26 protein-coding genes are annotated in these 21905 nt (G+C 31.9%); 1 reads left to right on the forward strand and 25 read right to left on the reverse strand.

Annotated features, from left to right (window positions below):
* Positions 1-68 precede the first annotated feature (68 nt).
* Positions 69-266, reverse strand: coding sequence for a hypothetical protein (locus tag Q1A01_RS17465; protein WP_299683550.1), 198 nt, complete (start codon positions 264-266; stop codon positions 69-71).
* 609 nt (positions 267-875) lie between these two features.
* Here Q1A01_RS17465 and Q1A01_RS17470 point away from each other — a divergent pair.
* On the forward strand, positions 876-2156 hold the full coding sequence (locus Q1A01_RS17470; protein WP_299683551.1) for a hypothetical protein: 1281 nt from the start codon (positions 876-878) through the stop codon (positions 2154-2156).
* 206 nt (positions 2157-2362) lie between these two features.
* Here the strand turns inward: Q1A01_RS17470 and Q1A01_RS17475 are convergent, their stop codons facing one another.
* The 24 genes from Q1A01_RS17475 to Q1A01_RS17590 form a co-directional block, all read right to left on the reverse strand.
* The gene (locus tag Q1A01_RS17475) at positions 2363-3445 is read right to left on the reverse strand and encodes a serine hydrolase domain-containing protein (protein WP_299683552.1); all 1083 of its coding nucleotides are present in this window, start codon (positions 3443-3445) and stop codon (positions 2363-2365) included.
* A 67-nt stretch (positions 3446-3512) separates the two neighbouring features.
* Entirely contained in the window at positions 3513-4307 is a 795-nt protein-coding gene (locus tag Q1A01_RS17480) for a LytTR family DNA-binding domain-containing protein (protein WP_299683553.1), read from the reverse strand.
* Between the two features lie 340 nt (positions 4308-4647).
* Complete coding sequence (locus Q1A01_RS17485; RefSeq protein ID WP_299683555.1) at positions 4648-5346, reverse strand: DsbA family oxidoreductase; 699 nt, start codon at positions 5344-5346, stop codon at positions 4648-4650.
* A 206-nt stretch (positions 5347-5552) separates the two neighbouring features.
* Positions 5553-5942 carry a DoxX family protein gene (locus Q1A01_RS17490; RefSeq protein WP_299683557.1) on the reverse strand — a complete coding sequence of 130 codons (390 nt, stop codon included), beginning with the start codon at positions 5940-5942 and terminating at the stop codon, positions 5553-5555.
* A 6-nt stretch (positions 5943-5948) separates the two neighbouring features.
* The gene (locus Q1A01_RS17495) at positions 5949-6599 is read right to left on the reverse strand and encodes a peroxiredoxin-like family protein (RefSeq protein ID WP_299683559.1); all 651 of its coding nucleotides are present in this window, start codon (positions 6597-6599) and stop codon (positions 5949-5951) included.
* Positions 6600-6705: 106 nt separating this feature from the next.
* Entirely contained in the window at positions 6706-7563 is an 858-nt protein-coding gene (locus Q1A01_RS17500) for a helix-turn-helix transcriptional regulator (protein ID WP_299683561.1), read from the reverse strand.
* 81 nt (positions 7564-7644) lie between these two features.
* On the reverse strand, positions 7645-8406 hold the full coding sequence (locus Q1A01_RS17505) for a cyclase family protein (RefSeq protein WP_299683563.1): 762 nt from the start codon (positions 8404-8406) through the stop codon (positions 7645-7647).
* Between the two features lie 77 nt (positions 8407-8483).
* Complete coding sequence (locus Q1A01_RS17510) at positions 8484-9176, reverse strand: alpha/beta hydrolase (protein ID WP_299683565.1); 693 nt, start codon at positions 9174-9176, stop codon at positions 8484-8486.
* Between the two features lie 164 nt (positions 9177-9340).
* Positions 9341-10429 (reverse strand): hypothetical protein, encoded by a 1089-nt coding sequence (locus Q1A01_RS17515; protein WP_299683567.1) that lies wholly within the window; start codon positions 10427-10429, stop codon positions 9341-9343.
* Positions 10430-10490: 61 nt separating this feature from the next.
* A complete protein-coding gene (locus Q1A01_RS17520; RefSeq protein ID WP_299683569.1) occupies positions 10491-11411 on the reverse strand; it encodes an AraC family transcriptional regulator in 921 nt (306 codons plus the stop codon).
* 16 nt (positions 11412-11427) lie between these two features.
* A complete protein-coding gene (locus Q1A01_RS17525; RefSeq protein WP_299683571.1) occupies positions 11428-12072 on the reverse strand; it encodes a hypothetical protein in 645 nt (214 codons plus the stop codon).
* Between the two features lie 345 nt (positions 12073-12417).
* On the reverse strand, positions 12418-12927 hold the full coding sequence (locus Q1A01_RS17530; protein ID WP_299683573.1) for a GNAT family protein: 510 nt from the start codon (positions 12925-12927) through the stop codon (positions 12418-12420).
* A gap of 19 nt (positions 12928-12946) precedes the next feature.
* Positions 12947-13159: a hypothetical protein gene (locus Q1A01_RS17535; RefSeq protein ID WP_299683575.1), complete on the reverse strand. Its 213-nt coding sequence runs from the start codon at positions 13157-13159 to the stop codon at positions 12947-12949.
* Positions 13119-13670, reverse strand: a complete 552-nt coding sequence (locus Q1A01_RS17540) for an ASCH domain-containing protein (protein ID WP_299683577.1) — start codon at positions 13668-13670, stop codon at positions 13119-13121. The genes Q1A01_RS17535 and Q1A01_RS17540 overlap by 41 nt, the downstream gene beginning before the upstream one ends.
* Before the next feature lie 54 nt (positions 13671-13724).
* Positions 13725-14150: a VOC family protein gene (locus Q1A01_RS17545; RefSeq protein WP_299683579.1), complete on the reverse strand. Its 426-nt coding sequence runs from the start codon at positions 14148-14150 to the stop codon at positions 13725-13727.
* A gap of 124 nt (positions 14151-14274) precedes the next feature.
* Complete coding sequence (locus tag Q1A01_RS17550; RefSeq protein WP_299683581.1) at positions 14275-14520, reverse strand: hypothetical protein; 246 nt, start codon at positions 14518-14520, stop codon at positions 14275-14277.
* Positions 14521-14753: 233 nt separating this feature from the next.
* Complete coding sequence (locus tag Q1A01_RS17555; RefSeq protein ID WP_299683583.1) at positions 14754-15422, reverse strand: hypothetical protein; 669 nt, start codon at positions 15420-15422, stop codon at positions 14754-14756.
* Between the two features lie 50 nt (positions 15423-15472).
* Complete coding sequence (locus Q1A01_RS17560) at positions 15473-16045, reverse strand: hypothetical protein (RefSeq protein ID WP_299683585.1); 573 nt, start codon at positions 16043-16045, stop codon at positions 15473-15475.
* A gap of 61 nt (positions 16046-16106) precedes the next feature.
* Positions 16107-16670, reverse strand: a complete 564-nt coding sequence (locus Q1A01_RS17565) for a hypothetical protein (RefSeq protein ID WP_299683587.1) — start codon at positions 16668-16670, stop codon at positions 16107-16109.
* A gap of 142 nt (positions 16671-16812) precedes the next feature.
* On the reverse strand, positions 16813-17241 hold the full coding sequence (locus Q1A01_RS17570) for a hypothetical protein (RefSeq protein ID WP_299683589.1): 429 nt from the start codon (positions 17239-17241) through the stop codon (positions 16813-16815).
* Positions 17242-17348: 107 nt separating this feature from the next.
* Positions 17349-17741: a hypothetical protein gene (locus Q1A01_RS17575; RefSeq protein ID WP_299683591.1), complete on the reverse strand. Its 393-nt coding sequence runs from the start codon at positions 17739-17741 to the stop codon at positions 17349-17351.
* Positions 17742-17821: 80 nt separating this feature from the next.
* Positions 17822-18679, reverse strand: coding sequence for a GNAT family N-acetyltransferase (locus Q1A01_RS17580; protein ID WP_299683593.1), 858 nt, complete (start codon positions 18677-18679; stop codon positions 17822-17824).
* Positions 18680-18921: 242 nt separating this feature from the next.
* A complete protein-coding gene (locus tag Q1A01_RS17585) occupies positions 18922-19260 on the reverse strand; it encodes a hypothetical protein (protein ID WP_299683595.1) in 339 nt (112 codons plus the stop codon).
* Between the two features lie 246 nt (positions 19261-19506).
* Positions 19507-21741, reverse strand: a complete 2235-nt coding sequence (locus Q1A01_RS17590) for a SulP family inorganic anion transporter (protein WP_299683597.1) — start codon at positions 21739-21741, stop codon at positions 19507-19509.
* Positions 21742-21905: the final 164 nt, after the last annotated feature.

Below are 21905 nucleotides of genomic sequence, written 5' to 3' on the forward strand. Positions count from 1 at the left end.
CATGTTAACTGACAATTGCTGTAGCTACAGTCATCGTCATTATACAGTATACTTTAGATAATAATCAATTACCTTTCTCTTGCATATTCACACGTTCCAGATGAACATTCATTGTCATCACAACGACATATTTCTCCTACAGGACACCAATTGCCTGCAGAACATGCACCTCCCGTATTAGCAAAAGAATTAGCACTACTTCCTTGAATATTTTTTAATTGAGCGTTACTTAAGATACTACCTAAGTTAGAAATGTTCTTTAACATATGATCTAATTTCATGATTAATAAGTACCTAACTTAGGGTATTAAAATCATAAAATGAGGACACATGTAAAAGTGTAAGCAAACTTATCATATGTGTTATAGATGGCTTCATAAGTGTGATTAATAGCGTTTTGGCTCTTTGAATCGTTTTATTGAAAATTAAATGTAATTATATTGAATAATACAACGTTAACTTTTGATAATCTATAGAGTTATCTTCTTAAAGATTACTATCGTTAGAATATGGTTTTATAAGAAATGCGCATATACTTTATACGCTTTCGCGAAAGCGTTTTAAGGTTTGAGAAAAATAATGAAGATAATCAGAATATATAATAGCTGTTTTTTCAAAATGTAGAATAGGTTATGTAGAATAGAATATTCGTCAAACTGAACTTGTTTCAGTTTCTCAGTATATGTATTAACCTATCTGATGGGATTCCGAAATGAATTAGGAATGATGTTTTAAGTATATTTTTGATCATTTAATTTTTTTATTTTCCTGTCGTTTCTAAGAATATCTTTCTTCCATTTTTTTGCGAAAGCGTATAAAACATTAACTTTTTCACATAAAATCATTTAGTACATTCGTAATACTAAAATCTATATATGATTGATTCAAAGGCGTCTCACAAAGTTACATTTTTTAAGAAAGCAGGTTATAGGTTCTTATTTCTATACATTGTGTTGTATATATATCCGTATGGATTTGAATATATTCAGGAATTAACCACGAGTGATATTTCTTTTTGGAAAGGGATGACTATATGGTTTGGCGAGACAGTTTTTGGATGGGAGTTTAATACGTCTAATCTCATGAACGGTTTTGATTCTAAGTATGATTATAGTCGTTTTACTTTGATAGCAGTACTATCTGTTATAGGAACAGCGATTTGGTTATTTATAGATACTAAAATCAACGTATCGTATACGCAAAAACTGAAAGTGCTTTTGTATACCATACTGCGATACCATGTAGCGCTCACTCTTATTATTTATGGACTTTCAAAAGTGTTTATGCTTCAGTTTGGCGAAATGGATTTAAACAGATTGGAAGGTACGATAGGGAATCAAAATGGGATGCGTTACTTATGGACATTTATGAGTTATTCTGAATTTTATACCAAGACTAGTGGTTGGATAGAAGTGATAGGTGGTGTGTTTTTATTGTTTAGAAAGACTACCTTTATAGGTGCTTTTATTTTGTTTATAGCCATGGCTAATGTGGTACTTATAGATATAGGGTATGATGTGCGTGTGAAGATGTTTGCCATACATCTGTTCTTAATGACACTCTTACTATTAGCATATGATTATAGACGAATATTACGCTTTTTTATAAGTAATAGGGCTACGAAACCTAGCGAATTAGCTTCTTTATTTACCACTAAGAAATCTAAGAAAATTGGCTATGTGTTAAAAGGAGTATTGCTTACCTATTATGTAGTGTCATGTACTACTCATTTTTCAGACCGTTTGGAGAACCAAACAACCAATAGGTATCCTTCTTTAACAAGCTATCATACCGTTCAACTCTTTGTCAAAAATGGAGATACCATTCCTTTGGATACAAGTGATCGTGTATGGAAAACAATATCTATTAATGGATCTTCTTATATTCCTGAAACCTTAATGATTACAAAGGGAGGTGGATATGGTGCCAATTATTCTTTTGAAGCAGATACGCTTGCTAAAACTCTGCGATTTCACCCAATGCGAGGAGATACAAATGATGTATATCAGTTTACCTATAAAACGCTAGCAGATAAGGCGTATGTTTTTGAAGGAATTCATTTTGAAGACACCTTATGGATACAAACAAAAGCAAAGACACTTAAAGATTATCAACTTACCTCCAGAGGTATTAAATGGATTACTGATTTAGAATAGGCGATAAGTAGTAAATCAATTATTCGCACATCTCTTTGATCTTTTCTAAGGCAATGTGCCATGTTTCTTTAAAGAAGATTTATTCAATGGCCATGTTTATCGAATATCGTTACAATAGGGGAGGTGATTTTTTACGCTTTCGCGAAAGCGTAAAAAAACTATTCCCTATAAAGAAGTGGTTATACCATTCAAAATAATCACAATACCTACTCATTAGTAACTTCTTTTTGTGATAACTTCATCAATTTTGCGGTAACAACAAATACATCTTTCCATGATAAGGCTGTATTAGATAAGGTGACGACCACTGTTTTTGTACTTGGAATGATAAAGAGTTGCGATGCAGATCCTGATTGCTCCCCACTATGACCAATAATGGCACCTTCATCTGGCTTAGGATTGTATAAATACCAACCAAAGCCATAGGCGTTTGCTTCTTTTTCTAAGCTATGATGCTGCCTCATCAAGTCTAAAGTGCTTTCAGAAACAAGTTTATTTTCTAAAACAGCATTTCCAAAAAGAAACATGTCTTCTAAAGTGATATAAAAACCACCTCCAGGGATTCTATTACTCAAATTGTTTGGTGTAGATTTTTTTATTTTTCCTTTTCTACGATGATATAGTTCTGATTTATTAGGCATAGTCACACCATATTTTTCGATGCCTGTATGTTTCATTCCTGCTTTATCCCAAATATTCTTTTGCATGTATTGTTCATACGTACTTCCAGAAACGTTTTCGATAAGCAATCCTAAAACAGTATACCCATAGGTTGTATAACTAAACCGTGTACCTGGTTCAAAAAGTAGCTTTCTATTTTTAAAAAGATCTACAGCGGCTGCCATCGTAGCATACTCTTTTGTGGTCTGTGCTTCTTTTCCATTTTTATAACCTGCTATTCCAGAGGTATGTGATAATAAATGTCTGGTCGTAATTTGAGTGTTTTTTTGTGTTGGAAAATCAGGAATATAGGTTTGTATAGGTTTGTCAAGATCTATGAGGCCTTGTTCTACCAATTGCATGACAGCAATTGCAGTCATTGACTTTGCAATAGAGGCAGGTCTTGTGACGGTAGTTAATTCCATCTTTTTAGTATTCTCAAGATCTGAATATCCTAAAGCTGATTGCCATTTTACAGTTCCATTTATGGAATATCCAGCGACAACTCCTACTACGGTGTTTTCTGAGATGAGAGATGAAAGTATCGTATCTGCTTTTTCACTTTGAGTTTGTGCAGCGACATTATTTAACATAAACAAAGCGCTTATAAGTATAAAATATTTTTGCATGGTCTGAATTTTTAAGAATTAAACGATGCCTCAAAAGTAGTAACGAAAATCAGCAAAACTTCCTATTCTAAAGGGTTTGGGGCGAATGATCTGTTTTTAGGGATGAATGATTTAGATCTAAAACGGCTTGTTTGTATTTTTTTGAAACGGGAATTTCACTTTGAGTCAATCCTACTACAGAAGCACTCTTCCATTCTTTAAAATGAATAGGGTTCATTAGATGTGATCGGTGTACTCTCACTAAACTAGGGATTTCTTCTTGTATATTTTTTAAGGTATTCCTCAATAGTTTTTTTTGAAGTACATTTCCTTTGAGGTAACTCACCTCAATATAATTATCGGCACTAGAAATACTGATAAGATCAGCAGGGTAGATTTGTAAAATATCTAATTTATTATCGCCTGTTAATGTGATTTTTGAAATGGGTTTTGTCGGGGCTTTTCTATTGAGAAACCATCTTGAAAAGATTAAAATGGATAATAAGATAAAACAGATAGGGTTATAGACTTCCAAAGAAAATTTTGAAAAAGAATAATCGCCATTAATGATTCCAGTCTTATAATACCAGAAACTTCCTATAAGGACAAGGATATTAAAAGTGAAAATAAAAAGGATTTCAGAAATAAGCGTCCAACGATTCTTGGTTCTAAACACCCAATTTTGCAAAGGAATGAGCATCATATAGCCTATAAATGAGATCACTCCATAAAATGGTAGTATTTGTAGTCTAATCATAAAAGATAGGTCTGAGGCATCAAAAGGTGCAATAAGAACTAAAAAAACGACTAGCCATAGGCTTATGATGGCTCCTATCATCACATGAAATTTATAAGATGTATATAGCGGTAATAATCGCATCATGAGTGTATACTGTACTAATGGATATTTTTTAATAGCATCATTATAGCTTAAATGTAATCTATCTTCTTTTCAAATTTAAATTAATTTTTTTCAAAAGCAGGAATTATACATAAAGAGGCTGTTGTTATTTTATGAGATTGTTTTATGATTTCAATATATTTTTGCGACTTACTTAACTTAGCATGAAACTCTTTATTTTTTGCATTAATGCTTCGCTCTCCTAATGACCGTGTATCTCACAGGCTCGATTTTACAAACCTGCCTGCCTACATAAGCGTATAAAAAAACCACTCCTAAAAAGAAGTGGTTCTATATATAGTATACATTGAATCTTTTGAACTTAACAGTTCTCTCCGTTTATATCACAGCTTTCTCCTTCTGGTGTGTTTTCTAAAGTAGTGATTTGCTTAAAAGCATTTAGAAATACTTCTGCTGGTTGTGCACCACTAATTCCATATGTATTATTGATAATAAAAAATGGAACTCCAGACACACCACGTTCTTGGTATTGTGCAATTTTTTGCTGTATTACTTTTCCTAATTCCTTATTTTGGATGATATGTTGTACTTTTTCTGTAGACCAGCCAAATTCTGCTCCGATAGCTTCCAATACTGTGACATCATTAAGATGTAGTGTTTCTACAAAATAAGCTTTTAAGAAACGTTCCTTGAGTTCGTTTTTAAAACCTTCTTGCCCTGCAATCGCTAGCATTTGATGTAAAGGTAATGTGTTTACAGCAAGCCATGTATCGCCAAAATCAAAATCAATACCTTCTTCTTTCCCTACATTAGTCAAATGATCTGTCATTTGTTTTGCACGTGCTATATCCCCAAATTTATTCCCTAGATACGTATCCCTTGTAAGGCCGTCTTTAGGCATATTGGGATCTAGTTGATACGGATGCCATTCTATTTCTACAGGAGCACCATCCCATTGTGCAAGTGCTTTTTCAAGTCTGCGTTTCCCTACATAACACCAAGGACAGGCTACGTCTGATACGATATCTATTTTTATAGGTGTTTCTGTTGAGGTATTCATAGATGGAATATTTAACGTTATAAAAGCCTTAGTAGTTTAGGTGTGTGATTCCTTACGGATTCTTATGATGAATGCGTTTGTTCATTTTAAATGAATTTATTGCTTTACACGCTTTAACGCTTCGACCTCCCTACGGTCGTAAACCTGCCTGCCGGCAGGTCTCATAGGTTCGATTTCGCGAAAGCGTATAAAGAAGCAATATACAATTAGTTAGAAATAGGTTTGCTATTTTGGGTATATGCTCCAAAATACTTGCGATCATATACCCATGAAAGAATCGTGAATATAATAGCGAAAACTGCAGGCATATGCTCTCCATCTATGACTATAATGTGTGCAAATAACGCGAGAATGGCATCAAATAAGAATCCTGCATAGGCCATTTCTTTTAGAAAGATTGATTTTCTAGTCAATATGGTAAGTACTCCTAAAATTTTAAGCGTTGCTAGAGGGTATATGATCCAAGTTGGAAATCCTAAATTGATAAAAAAACTTTCTGCTCTTGGGTAATTAAAAATATACATCATTGCGCCCATAAAAAATAAGGCACATAGTAAACCCGTTGTAATCCAGTAGATGATTCTTGTTGTTTTCATATGATATTATTTTGTGTTGTTTTTAAGTATGTTTACTAATTTTTTAGGTTCTAACCGTGTCATATAATCTTCTTCAAAGTGTACAAAGACAATTTCCAGCTCTTTATTGACAACATATACAGCAGGAACGGGGAGTTCAAAAGATGTATTCCCATGTAGTTTTTGGAGGTCTATTCCAAAGTTGGCATAGTCTTTCTTTGCTGCATCACTTAGGGTAAATACGATTCCTATGGCTTTCATGAATTGCGAATCTCTGTCAGTAAGAACAGGAAATGTAATGTTATTTTTATGCGCAGTAACACTAGCTATATCGGGTGATTCTGCACTTATCGCAACTATAGACGCATGTATGTTTTTAAAGGTGTCTGCCAGATCTTGGTAGGCTCTAAGTTCCATATTACAATACGGACACCAACCACCTCTATAAAAGTTGAGAATCAAATACTCTGAAGTAATCAACTCTTTTATTTGATAGGGATTACCTTGATAATCTAGTAATGTACTATTGGGTAATAGATCACCTACTTGTAACGCTTTTTGTTTTAATTGATCGGTTTTGAGTTGTTGGATATCGTTTTTAAACGTTTGAACAATAGCTTGTGGCATTCTTGTCAATACCGAATCTCGTAATTGTTGTGTTTGTTCTTTTAATGTCATAGCTTATTAATTTTGATAGGACAAAACTATAACTAGACGAAGCGATGTTACTTATCGATCTTTATTTTTAAATAGTCAATATATAACCGTGTTAAAATGGTTGTTGTTAATTTTGATATTTACTAGGTGTAGTTCCTGTAAATTTTTTAAAGAAACGTATGAAGTTAGAATGTTCTTTAAAGCCCATAGTGTAGGCTATTTCTTGTGAAGTGTATAACTGATCTGAGATATTTCTTTTAATTTCTAAGAGCAACCAATTGTCTATAAATGATTTGGCAGTTTTATTGGCAATCTCTTTACAGATGTCATTAAGGTACTTATATGATACCTTCATTTTTTGAGCATATTCTTTTGCATTATGACTTTCTTTATGATACTCAATAAGTAATTGTTTAAACTGTAAAAAGTCTTTAAATCGCTTACTTTCAAATGTCTTATGTTGATAAAAGGAAAGGCGTTTAATGTGTAATAATAAGGTCATAAAAGCCGAGTGGATAAAGTCTGACTTTACATTTTGATTATCATTATTGAGTTGTGAGGATAAGATTTCTAAGTAAGGATGTAAAGAGGAAAGATTTTCTGCTCCTATGTGAATACTAGGCTCGTGATAGAGGTGTAAAAAATGAAATAAGTGCTTTTCACTACTGTTTTGTGTTATGAAAGACTCTTCAAATGAGATAACATATCCTTCTAGTGTACATTCTTTTGCAAAGGCATGTACTTGTCCTTTTGTTAAAGGGAGAATCATCCCAGGGAATAATTTATATTCTTTAAAATCTATGGTATGTGTACTGTTTCCTTTATTAACAATGAGTAAGGCGTGAAATTCAATTCTATGTACTACTGAAAGGTCATAGGTACTTTTTCTACAACGTTCGTATAATTCAGCTATAGTTATAATCTCAAAAGGAATGGGTTGAGAAACAAACCTTGAGAATACAATATTTTCTATTTCTGTGGACATAGCTGAAGTTATACTATTTCGAAGTGTATATTTTATGTAAAAGTAGTGATCCTTTTCAAAAGTGCATGATGAGAGGTATACTTAGTCAAACATAGCAACGACACGAGCAGGAGCTGCAGAAGCGCCTACAATTTTTAGTGGAAACACAGCAATTTTAAAACCACTGTATGGTAATGTATCAAGATTGACCAATTGTTCCATATGACAATATTCTTTCTTTTGCCCCACAAGATGTGCTTCCCAAAATAATTCTGAATTGCCCGTTTCTTTTGCCTTTTTAAGCATGTAGGGTAGTGGTAAATCCCATCCCCAAGCATCAATTCCCATGACTTTTATGCCTTTGTCTATAAGCCATTCGGTTGCTTCGGCACTCATGCCTGTGCCTATTTTATGAAAATCTTTGGTTCCATTATAGATATCTCTTCCAGTTTTGATCAATACGATCATTCCTGCATCAATCGTAAGTTGTTGTTCTTTTAAAAAATCATCAATGTCTTTTACAGTAATAGGATCAAAATCTTCTTTGTGCTTCATATCTATCACAATACCGTCTCCATAACACCAATCCAATGGAATTTCATCTATTGTTTTTGATTTTTCACCATTCGTTGTTGGTGAGTAGTGCCATGGCGCATCTATGTGTGTTGTAGCGTGTACACCCATTTTCTGAATGGTATCATCTGCCCAACCATCAAAACCTTTAGGAAATAATTTAAATGGAAGTCCCAATGCACGAATGAGCCATTTTGCTTTTTTATGTGGTTTATGCTTGATTTTAACTTTCATAAACCAAGGATCTTCTTTATTGTATTGAATGGGTTTTGATAAATCTACTATTTTCATAAGGTGTTCGTTACTATGGGAAAGGATGGTTTTGTATTGAAAAGATACATGCTTTTAAGAAATAATACACACAAGCTTTATGATGATAAAATAAAGTCTGTAATCATCTCAGCAAGTTTTTTTTGAGCAATACTCTCAATAGGATGCTTACAACCGTTTATGATTTGCAAAGATCCATTAGGTAATGCATCTGCACTTTCTTTAGATTCTTCTATGCTTACCATAGTATCTTGATCTCCTATATGAATACGTGTTTTATGAGGTATTTGTGTAAGTGCTGCTGTAGTCAGTTTTGCACCATTTCCTAAACCATGCATCATAGTTGCTGTTTTAAGCATTACTTCTTTCCAAGTGTTTCCAGTATGAATAGCTGCTAGTTTTTGAGCAAATGCGGGTACTTTTTCTTCTATTTTTTCTGGATTGAGCATTTTTATTTCTTTAGTAGCACTTTCGGGAGTCCAAGAGAATTTTGTTCCAAGAGTGATGATATGATCTACAAGTTCCGGATGTGTCTTGGCGAGTTGTAATGCTACATATCCCCCCATACTATATCCAAATAAATGTGCCTTGGTCATATGGTGTGCTTTCATATAGTCTACTACATTAGAAGCAAATAAAGGCATACTAAATGGGGTAGAAGAGGCATTGTTTCCATGACCTTCAAAATCGAATGTATGTACATCAAAAGTCATTGATAATGCTTCTTTTAGGTTTGTAAGTTGTTCTTTTGACCCTAGTGCTCCGTGAAGCAATAGCAATGATGCATTCATATTGTTTTCATTTTGAGTACAATATAAAGGATTTTTAGAGGGTAACGCTTTATCGTTTTGTTATCTCTATGGTTGTGAATTTTCTCGATTCTAAGAAGGTATAGGAATGTTACATAGTTTTGAGACCTTGAACTTATGTGACATTTCTAAAGGTACAAATTCTATTATTTTTCTAGTTTGGCTACATAATACGTTTCTTGAATATTAAGAGTTGCATATTCATCTAACGCTCTAAATTCTTCTAAATGTCCAATAGTGATACTATCTGAATGGACTTCTATAAGACTTATATAGTCAGTAGGGGAAACTCCTTTATTTAGAATAATTTCTTTCCCAGTAGGAGATAATTGCCAAGTCCCTTTAGAAACAATAGTGTCAGATTCATATATTTCATATGTACTGTTTTTAGAAAATCTGAAAGAAACTTTTTTATCTATCAACGTTGTAAATTCTATTTTTTCTGGGAGCACTCTATAGTTTCTTAAGAGCGTGTCAAGTTGAATTATCTTTTTTATCTTCCAATGTGTGTCCTGAATTTTTTCTGCAATTTTTTGTTTTTTAGAATCAGAGACATAAGGTCTTTTGGTCATTGTAACAGGTACATCAGGATACTTAATGTATTGTAATTGCATCATTGAATCTCCTTCGTAGCTTTTAATTCGATAAAGTTCACTATCAGTTTGATTGAGTGTTTTAACAAATAATTGATTTTCATTTATAGTAATAGTTTTCCATATTTCAAATTCGTCAGACATCGTATTATTTGTAATAGATTTTTCAAAACAAATTTTTGTATCATTTCTATTTGAGAATATAGTGTTTGTTAAAAAGAGTATCCTTTCATACCCGTTGTATGAGAGTATCCAATCTTTATGTTTCCATAATTGTTCTTTTTCTTCAATGGCATGTTGCTTATCTAGTTTGACGAATCTTACACGTGCACTTTCTCTAATATCTATAATAATACTATCTTGATATTCAGTAATGATGGTTCCTAGTAAGGTGTCATTTAAAAATATTTTATTCTTATCTACCTTTATAAAGTATTCACGATTGTCTTTTTCATAGACATTATCTAGTATTGCTTTATTTTTTTTGAAATGAATAGTTAGACCGTCATACACACCATGTCCGCTATCAGGAGGAATAGGTGTGGAGTCTACAGCGATCCAATGCGTATCTGAAAACCGATGTTTTTTACAAGAAATAAATATAAGCCCTAAGAATAGTAGTATGACAAAGGTTCTTTTCATAACGGGATAGCTCTTTGTAGTATAGGTATTACTAAGAGACTATTTGTTACAAATGAGTGACTTATTCTACGGGAATGTATAAATCTACGATAAACTTATTTTCTGGATGTTCTCTATAATCGTTATGATAGATTTCATAAGGGTTGCCTGAGCTCTTTTTGTATCCGTTTTCATTCATCCAAATAAAAAGACCTGTCCATGATTTTTCAAATTCATTAGGTGCAATTTCAAAACGACCAACAATACATTTTCCTTGCTGAATAGTTAATTTGTGAATCTCTCCTTCAGCTTTAAAAGGTGTATCTGTAATCAGAAATATACTCATACGTACCTTGTCTGGTGCTGTGATTTTTATACTATCATAAAAAACTCTTCCTAGTTTTGCTGCTGGATCTTTTAATAAATCTTTTGGAGTTGCCCATTGTATTAATTTTCCAAAGGCATGCTCAACATCATGTATTCCGATATGTGTTACTCCTGCTAGATGTAATGTAGGTGTTTCTTTTACTTCAATAGTTGCATTCATGTGTATCCATTTTTTATGATTCGTAATGATACAAATGTATTTCTCATACGCTGGATATACTTGACCATTCTTGCTTTGTACTTGTCTAATCTTGCTAAATTTATTTGGATGTTCTTTTTTAAATAGGGAAGGAGCGACTCCATAAAACTTCTTAAAGGCTCTTGTAAAAGTTGAATTATCTTTAAATCCAGATAAAAGAGCAATCTCTGTGATGGGTGTATTCGTGTGTAATAATGCGGCAGCGGCTTTTTCTAATCTACGTCTGGTTACGTATTCATTTACAGTTTCATTTGTGATGTATTTGAATATACGATGAAAATGATACGGAGAAAAGAAAGCAATTTCAGAAAGCTGCTGTAATGATAGATCATTCTCTAGATTTTGATCAATATACTGAAACACCCGATTGATTCTACTCTTGTAATCACTTTCTATTTCTTGGTTATGAGAATTCATTTGATATTTTACTATTCTATTTAGGTAGTCTGTTTATAATACCAAATCTTATAATGCCTTTAAAGTCTTTAGCTCTATAGGCATATGTATTCTCATCAACATACTTTATGATTTCAACGTCTATTTGTTCTCCAATTAATTTCCTTAAATGAGCTTGAGAAAACCGTTTATAAGTTAAAACATAAGAACAATTTGATATCCATTTCAAATCATACGTTTGTTTATTTTTCTTAGTCATTTCTTTTTGGACATTACCTCTTCTTTTAATCGTAACATCTTGAAAATTTATATGACTGTAGTTATATTCTCCCTTTTTGAATTTTTCACATTTCTGACATTCTTCTTTATTTAGTGTTAAGTTTTCAAATTTAGAATTAATAAAAGAGAAGGTAATATTTCCACAAGTATCAATTAAATATCCATCTTGAGGATATGGTTCATTTTTAAGAAACTCCATCAGTCCGTTGATATTTGACTGATTTGTATAGGTGGTTTTCTCTTTGATAAGATTTGTTGTATGAACTCCATTAATACTATCTGCGCACACCTCTAAAGTGACGTATTCTATGAGTTCGACATCATCTAGAAAGTATCGTGTATTAATTTGAGAATGCGTATTATATGTGCAAATTATACATATTAATAAGAGAATCACTTTCATATCAAGCAGGTGAATTTTGTCATTGTACTTTGATTTCTGAAATGTAGTTTTTTTATTTTTTTAATAATATAAAATAGAATAATAAGTGATGATTCTTTTTTGAATTTATCATATAGATTTTATTTTTTTGCTTTCGCGAAAGCGAACTTATGAAATTCACTACCATATTAAGAGCGAAACGTTAAAGCTTCTTTAGCAACAGTTGCATTGTATATAAAATTAATAGTGATGTACGATTCTTTTATTGGCACCACCAAATGTGTTTAATACCTCGAAGCTAGCCTCTCAATCAAAAAATAGTTCCGTATAAATGCCTCTTGGTCTTACCTCGAAGTTTGAGGTTGTTTACATATTAGTAAGCTTATAGAATCTATACTCATCATGCAGTTTTTCATTTTTAAAAACAGCTTTTTTGAATATGCCTTCTTGTTCAAATCCATTTTTTTTAAGGACTTTTACAGAGGCTTTATTATAGTCAAATATTCCAGCATATATTCTATGTAAACCCAATGTTTGAAATCCATATTCAGTAATTAATGCTACTGCTTTTGTGCCAATACCTTTTCCCCAGTAAGGTTCTCCTATCCAGTATCCAATTTCTCCTGATTTTCGATACACATCTTTTTGAAGAATGACACCAATGACACCACAAAGTTTTCCTTTATATTCGATTCCGAAGTTTTGCTTAGGGTTTTCTTCTGCCGTTAGATTTATAAAAAACTCAGCATCTTTCTCGTTATACGGGTACGGAATATAATCTCTTAAATTATCCCAAACCTTTTTATTATTGGCTAGCGTTGCCAATTGTTGTGCATCATCTAGTGTAAGGGATCTTATGTTTACTTCTTGATTCATCAGTGTTGTTTGCGTATGATTATTTCTCTTGCATCTTGTTTCCCTTTATGTCCCATTGTTCTATAATGATATAACTCGTATCTGTTTGTTGTCCTACTTCTTTTACCATGCCATTTTCATAATACTTTATAGAACGTCCTATATCTTCTGCTTTGACACGTATCCAACTACGCTCAAAATGCACAACAGATTCATTTATTTTTTTCTGTCCAGATGGTTTCAAACCATTCACAAACAACAAGCATTTCTTCAGTGGGTTGTTTTCCTTGCTCTTTCATAACATTTGTAAAAAAGTCCCAATGTGCTTTTCTCCATTTTTTGAGCGGTTCGCTATCGGTTCCCATATCTAAACTAGCGTATTCTTCAGAAATTTCACGAAAAGGAATCGTATCTACGCGTTTAATTTCTATAATAGCTTTTGCTTTACCCTCAAAATCGGTTATTATTTGTTTTGTTCCAACTTCAGGTAATGCAACCTTATAGTGTTGATAGAGCATATATAATCCAGAAGAAGCTTTCTTTTTTCCATTTACAGTAAGTGCGGCTAGTCTATTTGCACCTTCTTTCGTATTGTGAAAATAATCAGCTTCTGGCATTTCTGCATCTTTGGCTATAGGATTTGCTGCGACATAGCTATTCCATAATTCATAGACCGTTATGTCTATCTCGTTCTCAGTTATTGTTTTTATATCGTTTTTACAGCTTATGTAACATAAAAATAAAAGGAGTGTTATATATTTCATAGTTGCCTCAGGGTTAAAAACAAATCAAGTATTGTTTTATGGTATCAATAAAAGTTACTCGGGAAGGTTAAGTTGCCATGAAATTCCATAGGTGTCTTCACACCATCCAAACTTTTTACCAAAACCATAATTCTCAGAAGTATAATCATCCAGAGGGATCATTATCTTGCCTCCGTTTGAAGAAAGCTTTTCAAATAAGATTTGTATCTCACTTTCAGAGTCACAATTAACAAATATGGATACTGCGGGTGTAAATGACCAGGCATGCTTATAATTACTCTCAGACACCATGTACTCTATACCATTTAATGTGAAAATGCCATACTTAATAAGTTCTGGTGTTCCTCCTGCTTCTCCTTTTAGATATTTTACAATGCTTTTAATTTCTGAATTTGGAAAAATAGATGTGTAAAAACGTATCGCTTCTTCGGCCTTTCCGCATTGATCACCTACAAATGTTAGAAATGTTGTTGTTGTCATTTTTTTAAATTTGAGTTCAAGTCTTAAAAAAGGTAACTATAACGCCTTTTAGAATACTATGCTTAGTATGATTCTTATGTTATAAATGTAACACATTCCGTTTATAAATCAACTTTTATAAGGGTTAGTGTAATTTGCTGATTACCAAAAATGATAGGGCAAATACTAAAACAGGAATATATCCTATAAAAATTCCAATCCCAATTTGTTTATGTTTTGATTTTAAAAAAAAGACCCCAATAAGAGGAATTACTATGACAGATAGTGCCAAAGCAAATCCGTGCTCTAACCAATTAGTTATTAATAATCCAAAAAATGGAAAAATAAAAGCTATAGCTATTCCGTAAGTAATATTTAAAAGCTTCTTCAATTTTAATTTTCTTTAAATGTATATATATAATATAGCTTGGTAGACTATTTATTTCCCTTTCGGGAAATGTAACAATGATTTAATAGCTAGCGGTTAAACATAATGTCAAGATAAGAGTTTATTCTAATTCAAATTCTTTGTATGTATGGTTTATTACGCTTTCGCGAAAGCGGAAAAAGGATTAAGAAATTCATATTGAAATCAATTGTCAAGATTCATCATACAGAACTTTATTAGGCGTAGTTTTCAATCATTAAAACAAACTTTTCAATCATAGTATCTACATCTCCATGAGCAAGCTGTTCTCCAGTATATGTGCTGATAATAATTTGTTTATTAGTGGGCTCACTAGCTTGATAGTATATACACGGTAAATCATCTTCTCTTACCTGAAATGTTTTTGAAAAGCATAAACGGTGAACACTAGTAAATGGTATCAGACTTTTTAATGAATTGATATCTTTTAGTTTTTCAGAGATTTCCACCATTTTTAATAACGGCGGATTGCTTTTCTTGTAATGAGAAATAACTGTTTCCCAAGCAAGTGCGTATAAAATTTCTCTCCCTTTTAATCCTTTTTTAATATTCATAGGATATTGGAATCCATAGGCTCCTTTATAGATATCTTCAATAGCAATAGCTTTCTCAAGAAATGTATGCGAGATTTCAGCAATTAATTCACTATCTGTTGTGGTTATAGAACCTAAAGAAATTCCATATTCAGAGAGAGAAAGCCATAAAACAGTTTGTTCTTTTTCTTTTATGATTTCTATAAACCTGTTTTCATTTTGTATTGTAACAATCTCTTCTATGTGGTTTTCATCGGTTAGTAATGATAATTTTGAACCAATTTTTTGTAAGGCTATTTTTAACTTAACTGAAATATGCATGTTACCTTCCATTAAATTTGTTTATCAGTTTGTATTCTATTCATATAGCGTATTGTCTATAATTACTTTTTAAAGAGTTTTTCAATATCTGATTTTAATTTATCGTAGTTTTTAATGTCATTTTTAGTCTTATAAGTAGCATTTTTAAAACCAAATTCAAGTTGTGAAGCTAAGTATTCATCAGAATACTGAGTACTTAAATAGTCAATTATTAATTTAGGTTTGCAGAGATATATCACAGCAAAAATATCAGAAGGTGTTTCACTTGCTGAACCTTTAGATGCTAAAATCATTTCAAGAAATTCTGTCAATAATTCTTCGTCTTTATTGTCACAAATCATTTTAGCTAAAACGTAAAGCTTTGGTGTTAATTCGTTATCAAAGAAATCAAAACTCGTAGTTTCTTTTCCGTAGTTTTCTGTGTAAAAATGTATCGTGTTTATTATTTCGGAACGCGAGAATTTATAGTCACTATTACCAGTACTCTTTACTGATTCGAGATTTGTTGGTTCCTTATTCTGCTCTTCTCCCTGTTTGATTTTTCTTATTTCAGTTTTATTTACTGTGGTCACTTTTTCTTGTTTACAAGACCATGTAAAAATCAGAAATATAAATATGAATAAGATTTTTTTCATAATAATCTGTATGGGTATTACCTATGAATATTTTTTGATTTAATAATTGAACAAGCAGTTTCTATGTAATCCAATTCAAGGCTATTAAAAATGGATTTTCTTCTTTTAGTAAATAAAAATAACTCCATTCAGAAGCGTAGTCTTTTTTATTTGTCTTCAGAACTGTTTTTCTGATGACTGTATATTGTCTTACACCATTTAAATCAAATATGACACAGTCACCTTTATTGATATAAACTCTAAAATTAGCTAATCCATTGAGTGTTTCTTTTTCAAAAATTTTATGTGTTAACCTAATGGTGTTATTTTTTTTAATTCCGTTTTCGACACTACTTTTGATAGAATCAATAAATCTATACGTGTGTCTTTTATCATCATAACGCGCATCATTCTTATCAATATCATATACCAATTCTTTATACGTAGTATGTACATCAATTAATTCAGTTAAATACTTTTCTGCGCTTATGTATATAATTGCATTTTCAATTTTATATTCTATAATGTTTTTTTCTTCAAATGCCTGAAGCTTAATGGTATCTATTTGAGTGGTTTTTTTAACGATATGCTGACCAAAGCAAGCAATACTTGATAGTAGGATACTAATTTGAAATAAGTTTTTCATGTATTATTGATAGTCGTTTTATATAGTTCCTGACTATCTTTTAAAGATAGTAAACCTCAATGAAAAGGTTTTATTGCATTACTAAAAGGTTTCATACTCCGAGACTTGCCCAGAGGTAGTTTACTATAAAGAGTGATGCTCATTAGTGTGTCGTCACTTTTTCTATTTTAACTTTTCCATCTTTATGTACTTCTAGATAGTATGAAAATGGATCTACCTGGCCTATATGCCATGCTCCATTGGAATAATAAAAGTTCAAATATTCGCCAAAAAGGTATTCTTTTTTTCGAGATTTAGTACGATGCACTCTTTCTATTCGAAGACTGTCGTTATCCATTGGTGTATACTCAAAGTCAAATAAATTAGTGGTATTTAACTCTTGCACAATGAATTCAGGAATTAATTCGTCAAGTTGATCTTTTGGCAGCATCGTTAGTCCTAACATGCCGCTTGTGTTTACTTCCTTAACTCGTTCTAATATCCAGATATATTGATTTTGTTTTTTACGTTTGGATAGGTTTAGATTTTCTTTACAGCTACAAAATTTTATTGTTTCTAGTTCTCTACACATTTTATACAGCTTATGTATACCTTCATAAATATAGGTCAAGTAAGGTAGAAAATAAGTCATTATTTTCAGTTTAGTTAAAACTTACTTATTTTAAAAATTGATATTTGCTATTCTTTCCAGATGGTAAGCCTATTTTTTTGATTTTTAATTAAGAAATCAAGAAGTAATTTTAAATCGTTTTTAGTTAAAGTGGCAAACATCATTGTATCAACTCCATCTATTAATTTGATAGCTTCAATGGTATCATTAGTATCTAAGAGTATGGATGGATTTTCATTCATATCATTAAAACCTAAACATTCATTCCACTCTTTTAACAACTGGATATATTTTGATTTCCCCTTTTTCCAATTCTCAAATAAGGTAGCTGTTAAAAACTCAAATTCTTCAGGACGCATTAGGATGCGCTCATTCGTATCTTTTGATGCTATGATAACATAATCGTCAAAAGTTCCATGTGGAGGAGTATCTTTGGCCCAGCTTGTTTGTATTGTATTCATTTGATATTCTTATAATTTGATATATGAATGGGTGCGCTTTCGCGAAAGCGGAAAAAAAATCAATCAATGTGGAGTAGGTATTATAGGTTATCATTGGTATTCAATTGGAATTCCATCTCTAACTGTTCAAGAGTAAATTTAAATCCTAGATGCACCAGAAAAGCATGTATAGACTCAGCATTTTTGTCAACATTAATAATAGAAAATGTATGGCCAAATCTACTCATTAACACTGCAAATAGGGTAGAAGCTATTTGCTGTCTTCTGAAATCTTTGCTCACAACAATTTGTTGTATTCGTTGGTTAGAAGGATTGTAAATGACATAAGCCACCAATTGTTCTTCAATATATGCACCTAAGGAAATGGTCGTGTCCTTTAACTCATTGACTACATTTTTAGAATTTTGCCAAGTAGGTTGAATGTCCCAAAATGATTCCATTAGCTCCCAGTTATAATGTTGTAATTCTTTAATTTCTAGGTCAGTTTTTGTATTTGTGATTTCAATATCACCTTTATAGCACACGAGTTTTCTCTTCGTTTTAAAACCAGATTTCTCATAAGATGTAATCGCTTGAATATTTTGAGTAATGACTTCAAGGATTAATCTATGTATTCCTTTTTCTTTTAAAATGGGAACGATGAAACGATACATTTGCTTTGTAAGTCCGAAGCCTCTTTTTGTAGGAATAACTCCTGTGCCTCCATTGTATAGTACGTTTTGATCATTAATGGTGTCAAATCCATGTAGTATAAAAGCGATTAATTTTCCTTCGTCAAAAACACCAACAGACAGACTAAGATCTGTTTTATCAGCTAGTATTTTTGATGCTAATTGTGCTGCTGTTAATTTAAAAGGAATAAAATAGTCAGCAAATGAGTCATTAAAAACGGTTACAATTTCTTTTGTGCTAATTCCTTCTAAGGTTTTTATTTCCATTTCAGATGTTCTTAATGATGGTTAAGTGTTTGCAAAGACACAAAATTTGTATCACATGTCTTATCCATTTTTTGATAGGTACGCTTTCGCGAAAGCGGAAAAAATCACATCAAGATTAAGACGATTTTGAATCTGATCTTTTTGTGATTCTATTTTAGGTGGATTTTAATATTCTTTTTCCTCTAAAAGCAAATGGTACGTTAAATTAATGGCTCTTTTCGATTTACTATAGATATAGCTGTTTATTTTGTGAATTCTTTGGAAATTATTTTTCCATATTTATAGTCAATACTTACGATATAGCAGTTCCAACTACTAACTACAAATGAATTATTTGATAGAGTTAAGACATCATTCCATGTTTTTCCATTTTTATTTATTCCTTTATCCCATTGAATTGAATTAAGGTAAATATCTCCTGTTATTGGTAATTCTGCATACCAAATAATATCACCTTCATTATTTTTTGCATAAATATTCGATTTTCCTTTAGGGTAACTATCCGAGTTTTCTTGAATTATTTCTATTTCGTCTAAAATTTTTCTGTCAACTATTTCTGTATGTATAGCTTCTGGTTTCATTTTTAGCATGTTACAAGGATTTGTTTATGAAGCATAGAATATAAAAATATTATTTTCTGAATCAATACAGGCCTAAACTTTTATATTGATTTTTTTAAAATTTGACAGTTTTTAAAAAGAATCAATATTTACTTATTATGAGTACTCGTATAGTTTAGTGTTGTTATTCACCAAAATCGATAAATAGTATAAGTGATATTTTTGGTTGTATCTTTTACGTTCTTTACTCCATTAACATGTCGTCTTTCAATTTAAGAGTGTGGCCAATTCTTTACCATAATCTATGAATGCAATGGTTTCATCTGTACGAGCTAGTTTGATTTTATCAAAAATGATTAATGCTTCGCCATTACTTTCTAAATGATAAATCTGATGATTTTCGAAAAAGCGAATGATTTCATCTGTAAAAAATGATCGTATTTCAGCTTCATTATTCCCTTTAAGTAGAAATTTTTTAGAGAAATCTGGATACATATCAAAATCGATATCTTTATACCCTGTAAATGCCATTACTCGGTCAAATATTTTTTCTATGACCCCTTCTTTTTCTATGGTAAATACAGGTATTTTTTTATTCAATTTTAAGACCATTAATGTTGTGTTAAATGTTTCAGCTGTAAACGCTTGGCCTTCATTAAATGTTACATCTGCAATTTCCCAAGATATATTTAAATTTTTAAATGTTCCCGTGAGGCAATTATATTTACGTTCAATAGGTCTGATCTCAAAAAAGTGGAACTTCTTTAGATAAATCGTATTCCAATCTACCTGATTTGTATATTCATAATCTTTTTCAGTGGCTAAATTTCGTAACCTTTTTTGCCTTTGTGATAATTTGGAGGCAGCACTGGTCAAGCTAATTTTTAAGGCTCTATTATGCGTAGATGATGAAACATGCGAATCTAATCCCGTTATAAAGACTTTACCACCTGTAGCTCTTTGCGTCTTTAAATATTCAACTAGATAGTCCATATAGGTCATACCGACCAATCTTGTTTCAGATAAATCAATATTGACATCAGCTCCAGAAGGAATTTGAGCCACTAATTTGTCAACTTTTATAATACCTAGAAAATTTGCAATTCCTCTAATCTTTAAATCGAAACTGCCATCTGGTCGCTTCATTAATTTTGTACGTGACTTATAGACCATTTTAAAAAATTCAGGAATGGATAGCTTTGCCAATAGCATATGAGTTACCAATGCTAATAATAGTCCGCCCAGTAAACCAATTAATAAATTAGTATAAAGGGTTAAAACCATCGTTCCTATAAAGAATATAAGTTGTTCGGTTCCTTGATTATAAGATTGTTTGAAGACTGAAGGTGATGCTAATTTAAACCCTGTATAGACGAGTAAAATAGCAAAAGCACATAGCGGTACTTGCCTCATTATAGGACTCAATACCACAATGAATAGTAACAATAAAAGTCCTTGATACATATTAGACCACTTTGTTTTCGCACCATTGTGGATATTGACTGTACTTCGAATAATTACAGCAATAATAGGTAACCCTCCAATAAGACCCGCTACCATCGTACTTAACCCAATACCTGTTAAATCTTTATTTAAGTCCGTTTTTCGTTTATAAGGATCAATTTTATCAACTGCTTTTGCTATGGCTAAGGATTCTATACTTGTGATGATCAACATAGAAAATACCGTTGTCCAGAATTCAATGGTGTTAATTTTACTAAAGTTAGGATGCATTATTGAATCTGTAATTGTATCAGGAATATCTAACAATAGCTCAGGGCCTACTTTATAGGCTTTGCCAAAGAAGGAAAGTGTATGTTCGTCAAAGAAATTGAAGATATATACTAACGGAATGGAAAGAGCGATCACCCACATTGGTGCCGGCAATAGTTGAAAAAATCGATTGCTAATTTTAGAATAAAACAATAATAAAAGCAATCCTGTTAATGCAATAATCACTACAAACGGATTTGCTTGCGGTAAATAAAGTACTGCATCTATAAGATTTTGTATAATACTTGGACTATCTGAGTGCGTACCCATTGCTACATGGATTTGCTTGGCAAATATGATAATTCCAATGGCAGCTAAAATCCCATGAATCACAGAAGAATGGAAGATATCTGCAAGTCGACCTAATTTCAATATTCCCAATAACATTTGTAATGCACCAGAAACTACTACAGCGGCCAATACATAATTAAAGGCTTGTCCTGTGCCATCATCCATTAAAGTAATCCCTAAAAGGATCACCCCGATGACTCCTTTGGCTGGTCCGTTAACAGATATATGTCCTCCTCGATAAAGAGTTGTGACCACGCCTCCAATAATAGCTGAAAAGATACCTGACATTGCTGGAGCTCCTGCTGCTAAAGCAATACCTAATGATAGTGGTAAAGCAATGAGTGCGACACTCACTGCTGCAATTAAATCACTTTGCCAATTTTTAATTAATCCTTGAATACCATTTTTGGGTGTATTTTCAATTTGTTTGTCTTCCATTAGTATTTAAAGCTCTGATATTAGAGGATGTTCTTAGTGTATTTGGTTGATCCTTTCAATATGTTAGTATACGCTTGAATTTAGTTGTAGTTCAAATATAGTATTGTTAATGGAAAACATTAATGAATATTAACGCAAATAATGTATAAAGTTATTCTATAACA

Source organism: uncultured Dokdonia sp. (genome assembly GCF_947492815.1).
Taxonomy (GTDB): Bacteria; Bacteroidota; Bacteroidia; order Flavobacteriales; family Flavobacteriaceae; genus Dokdonia.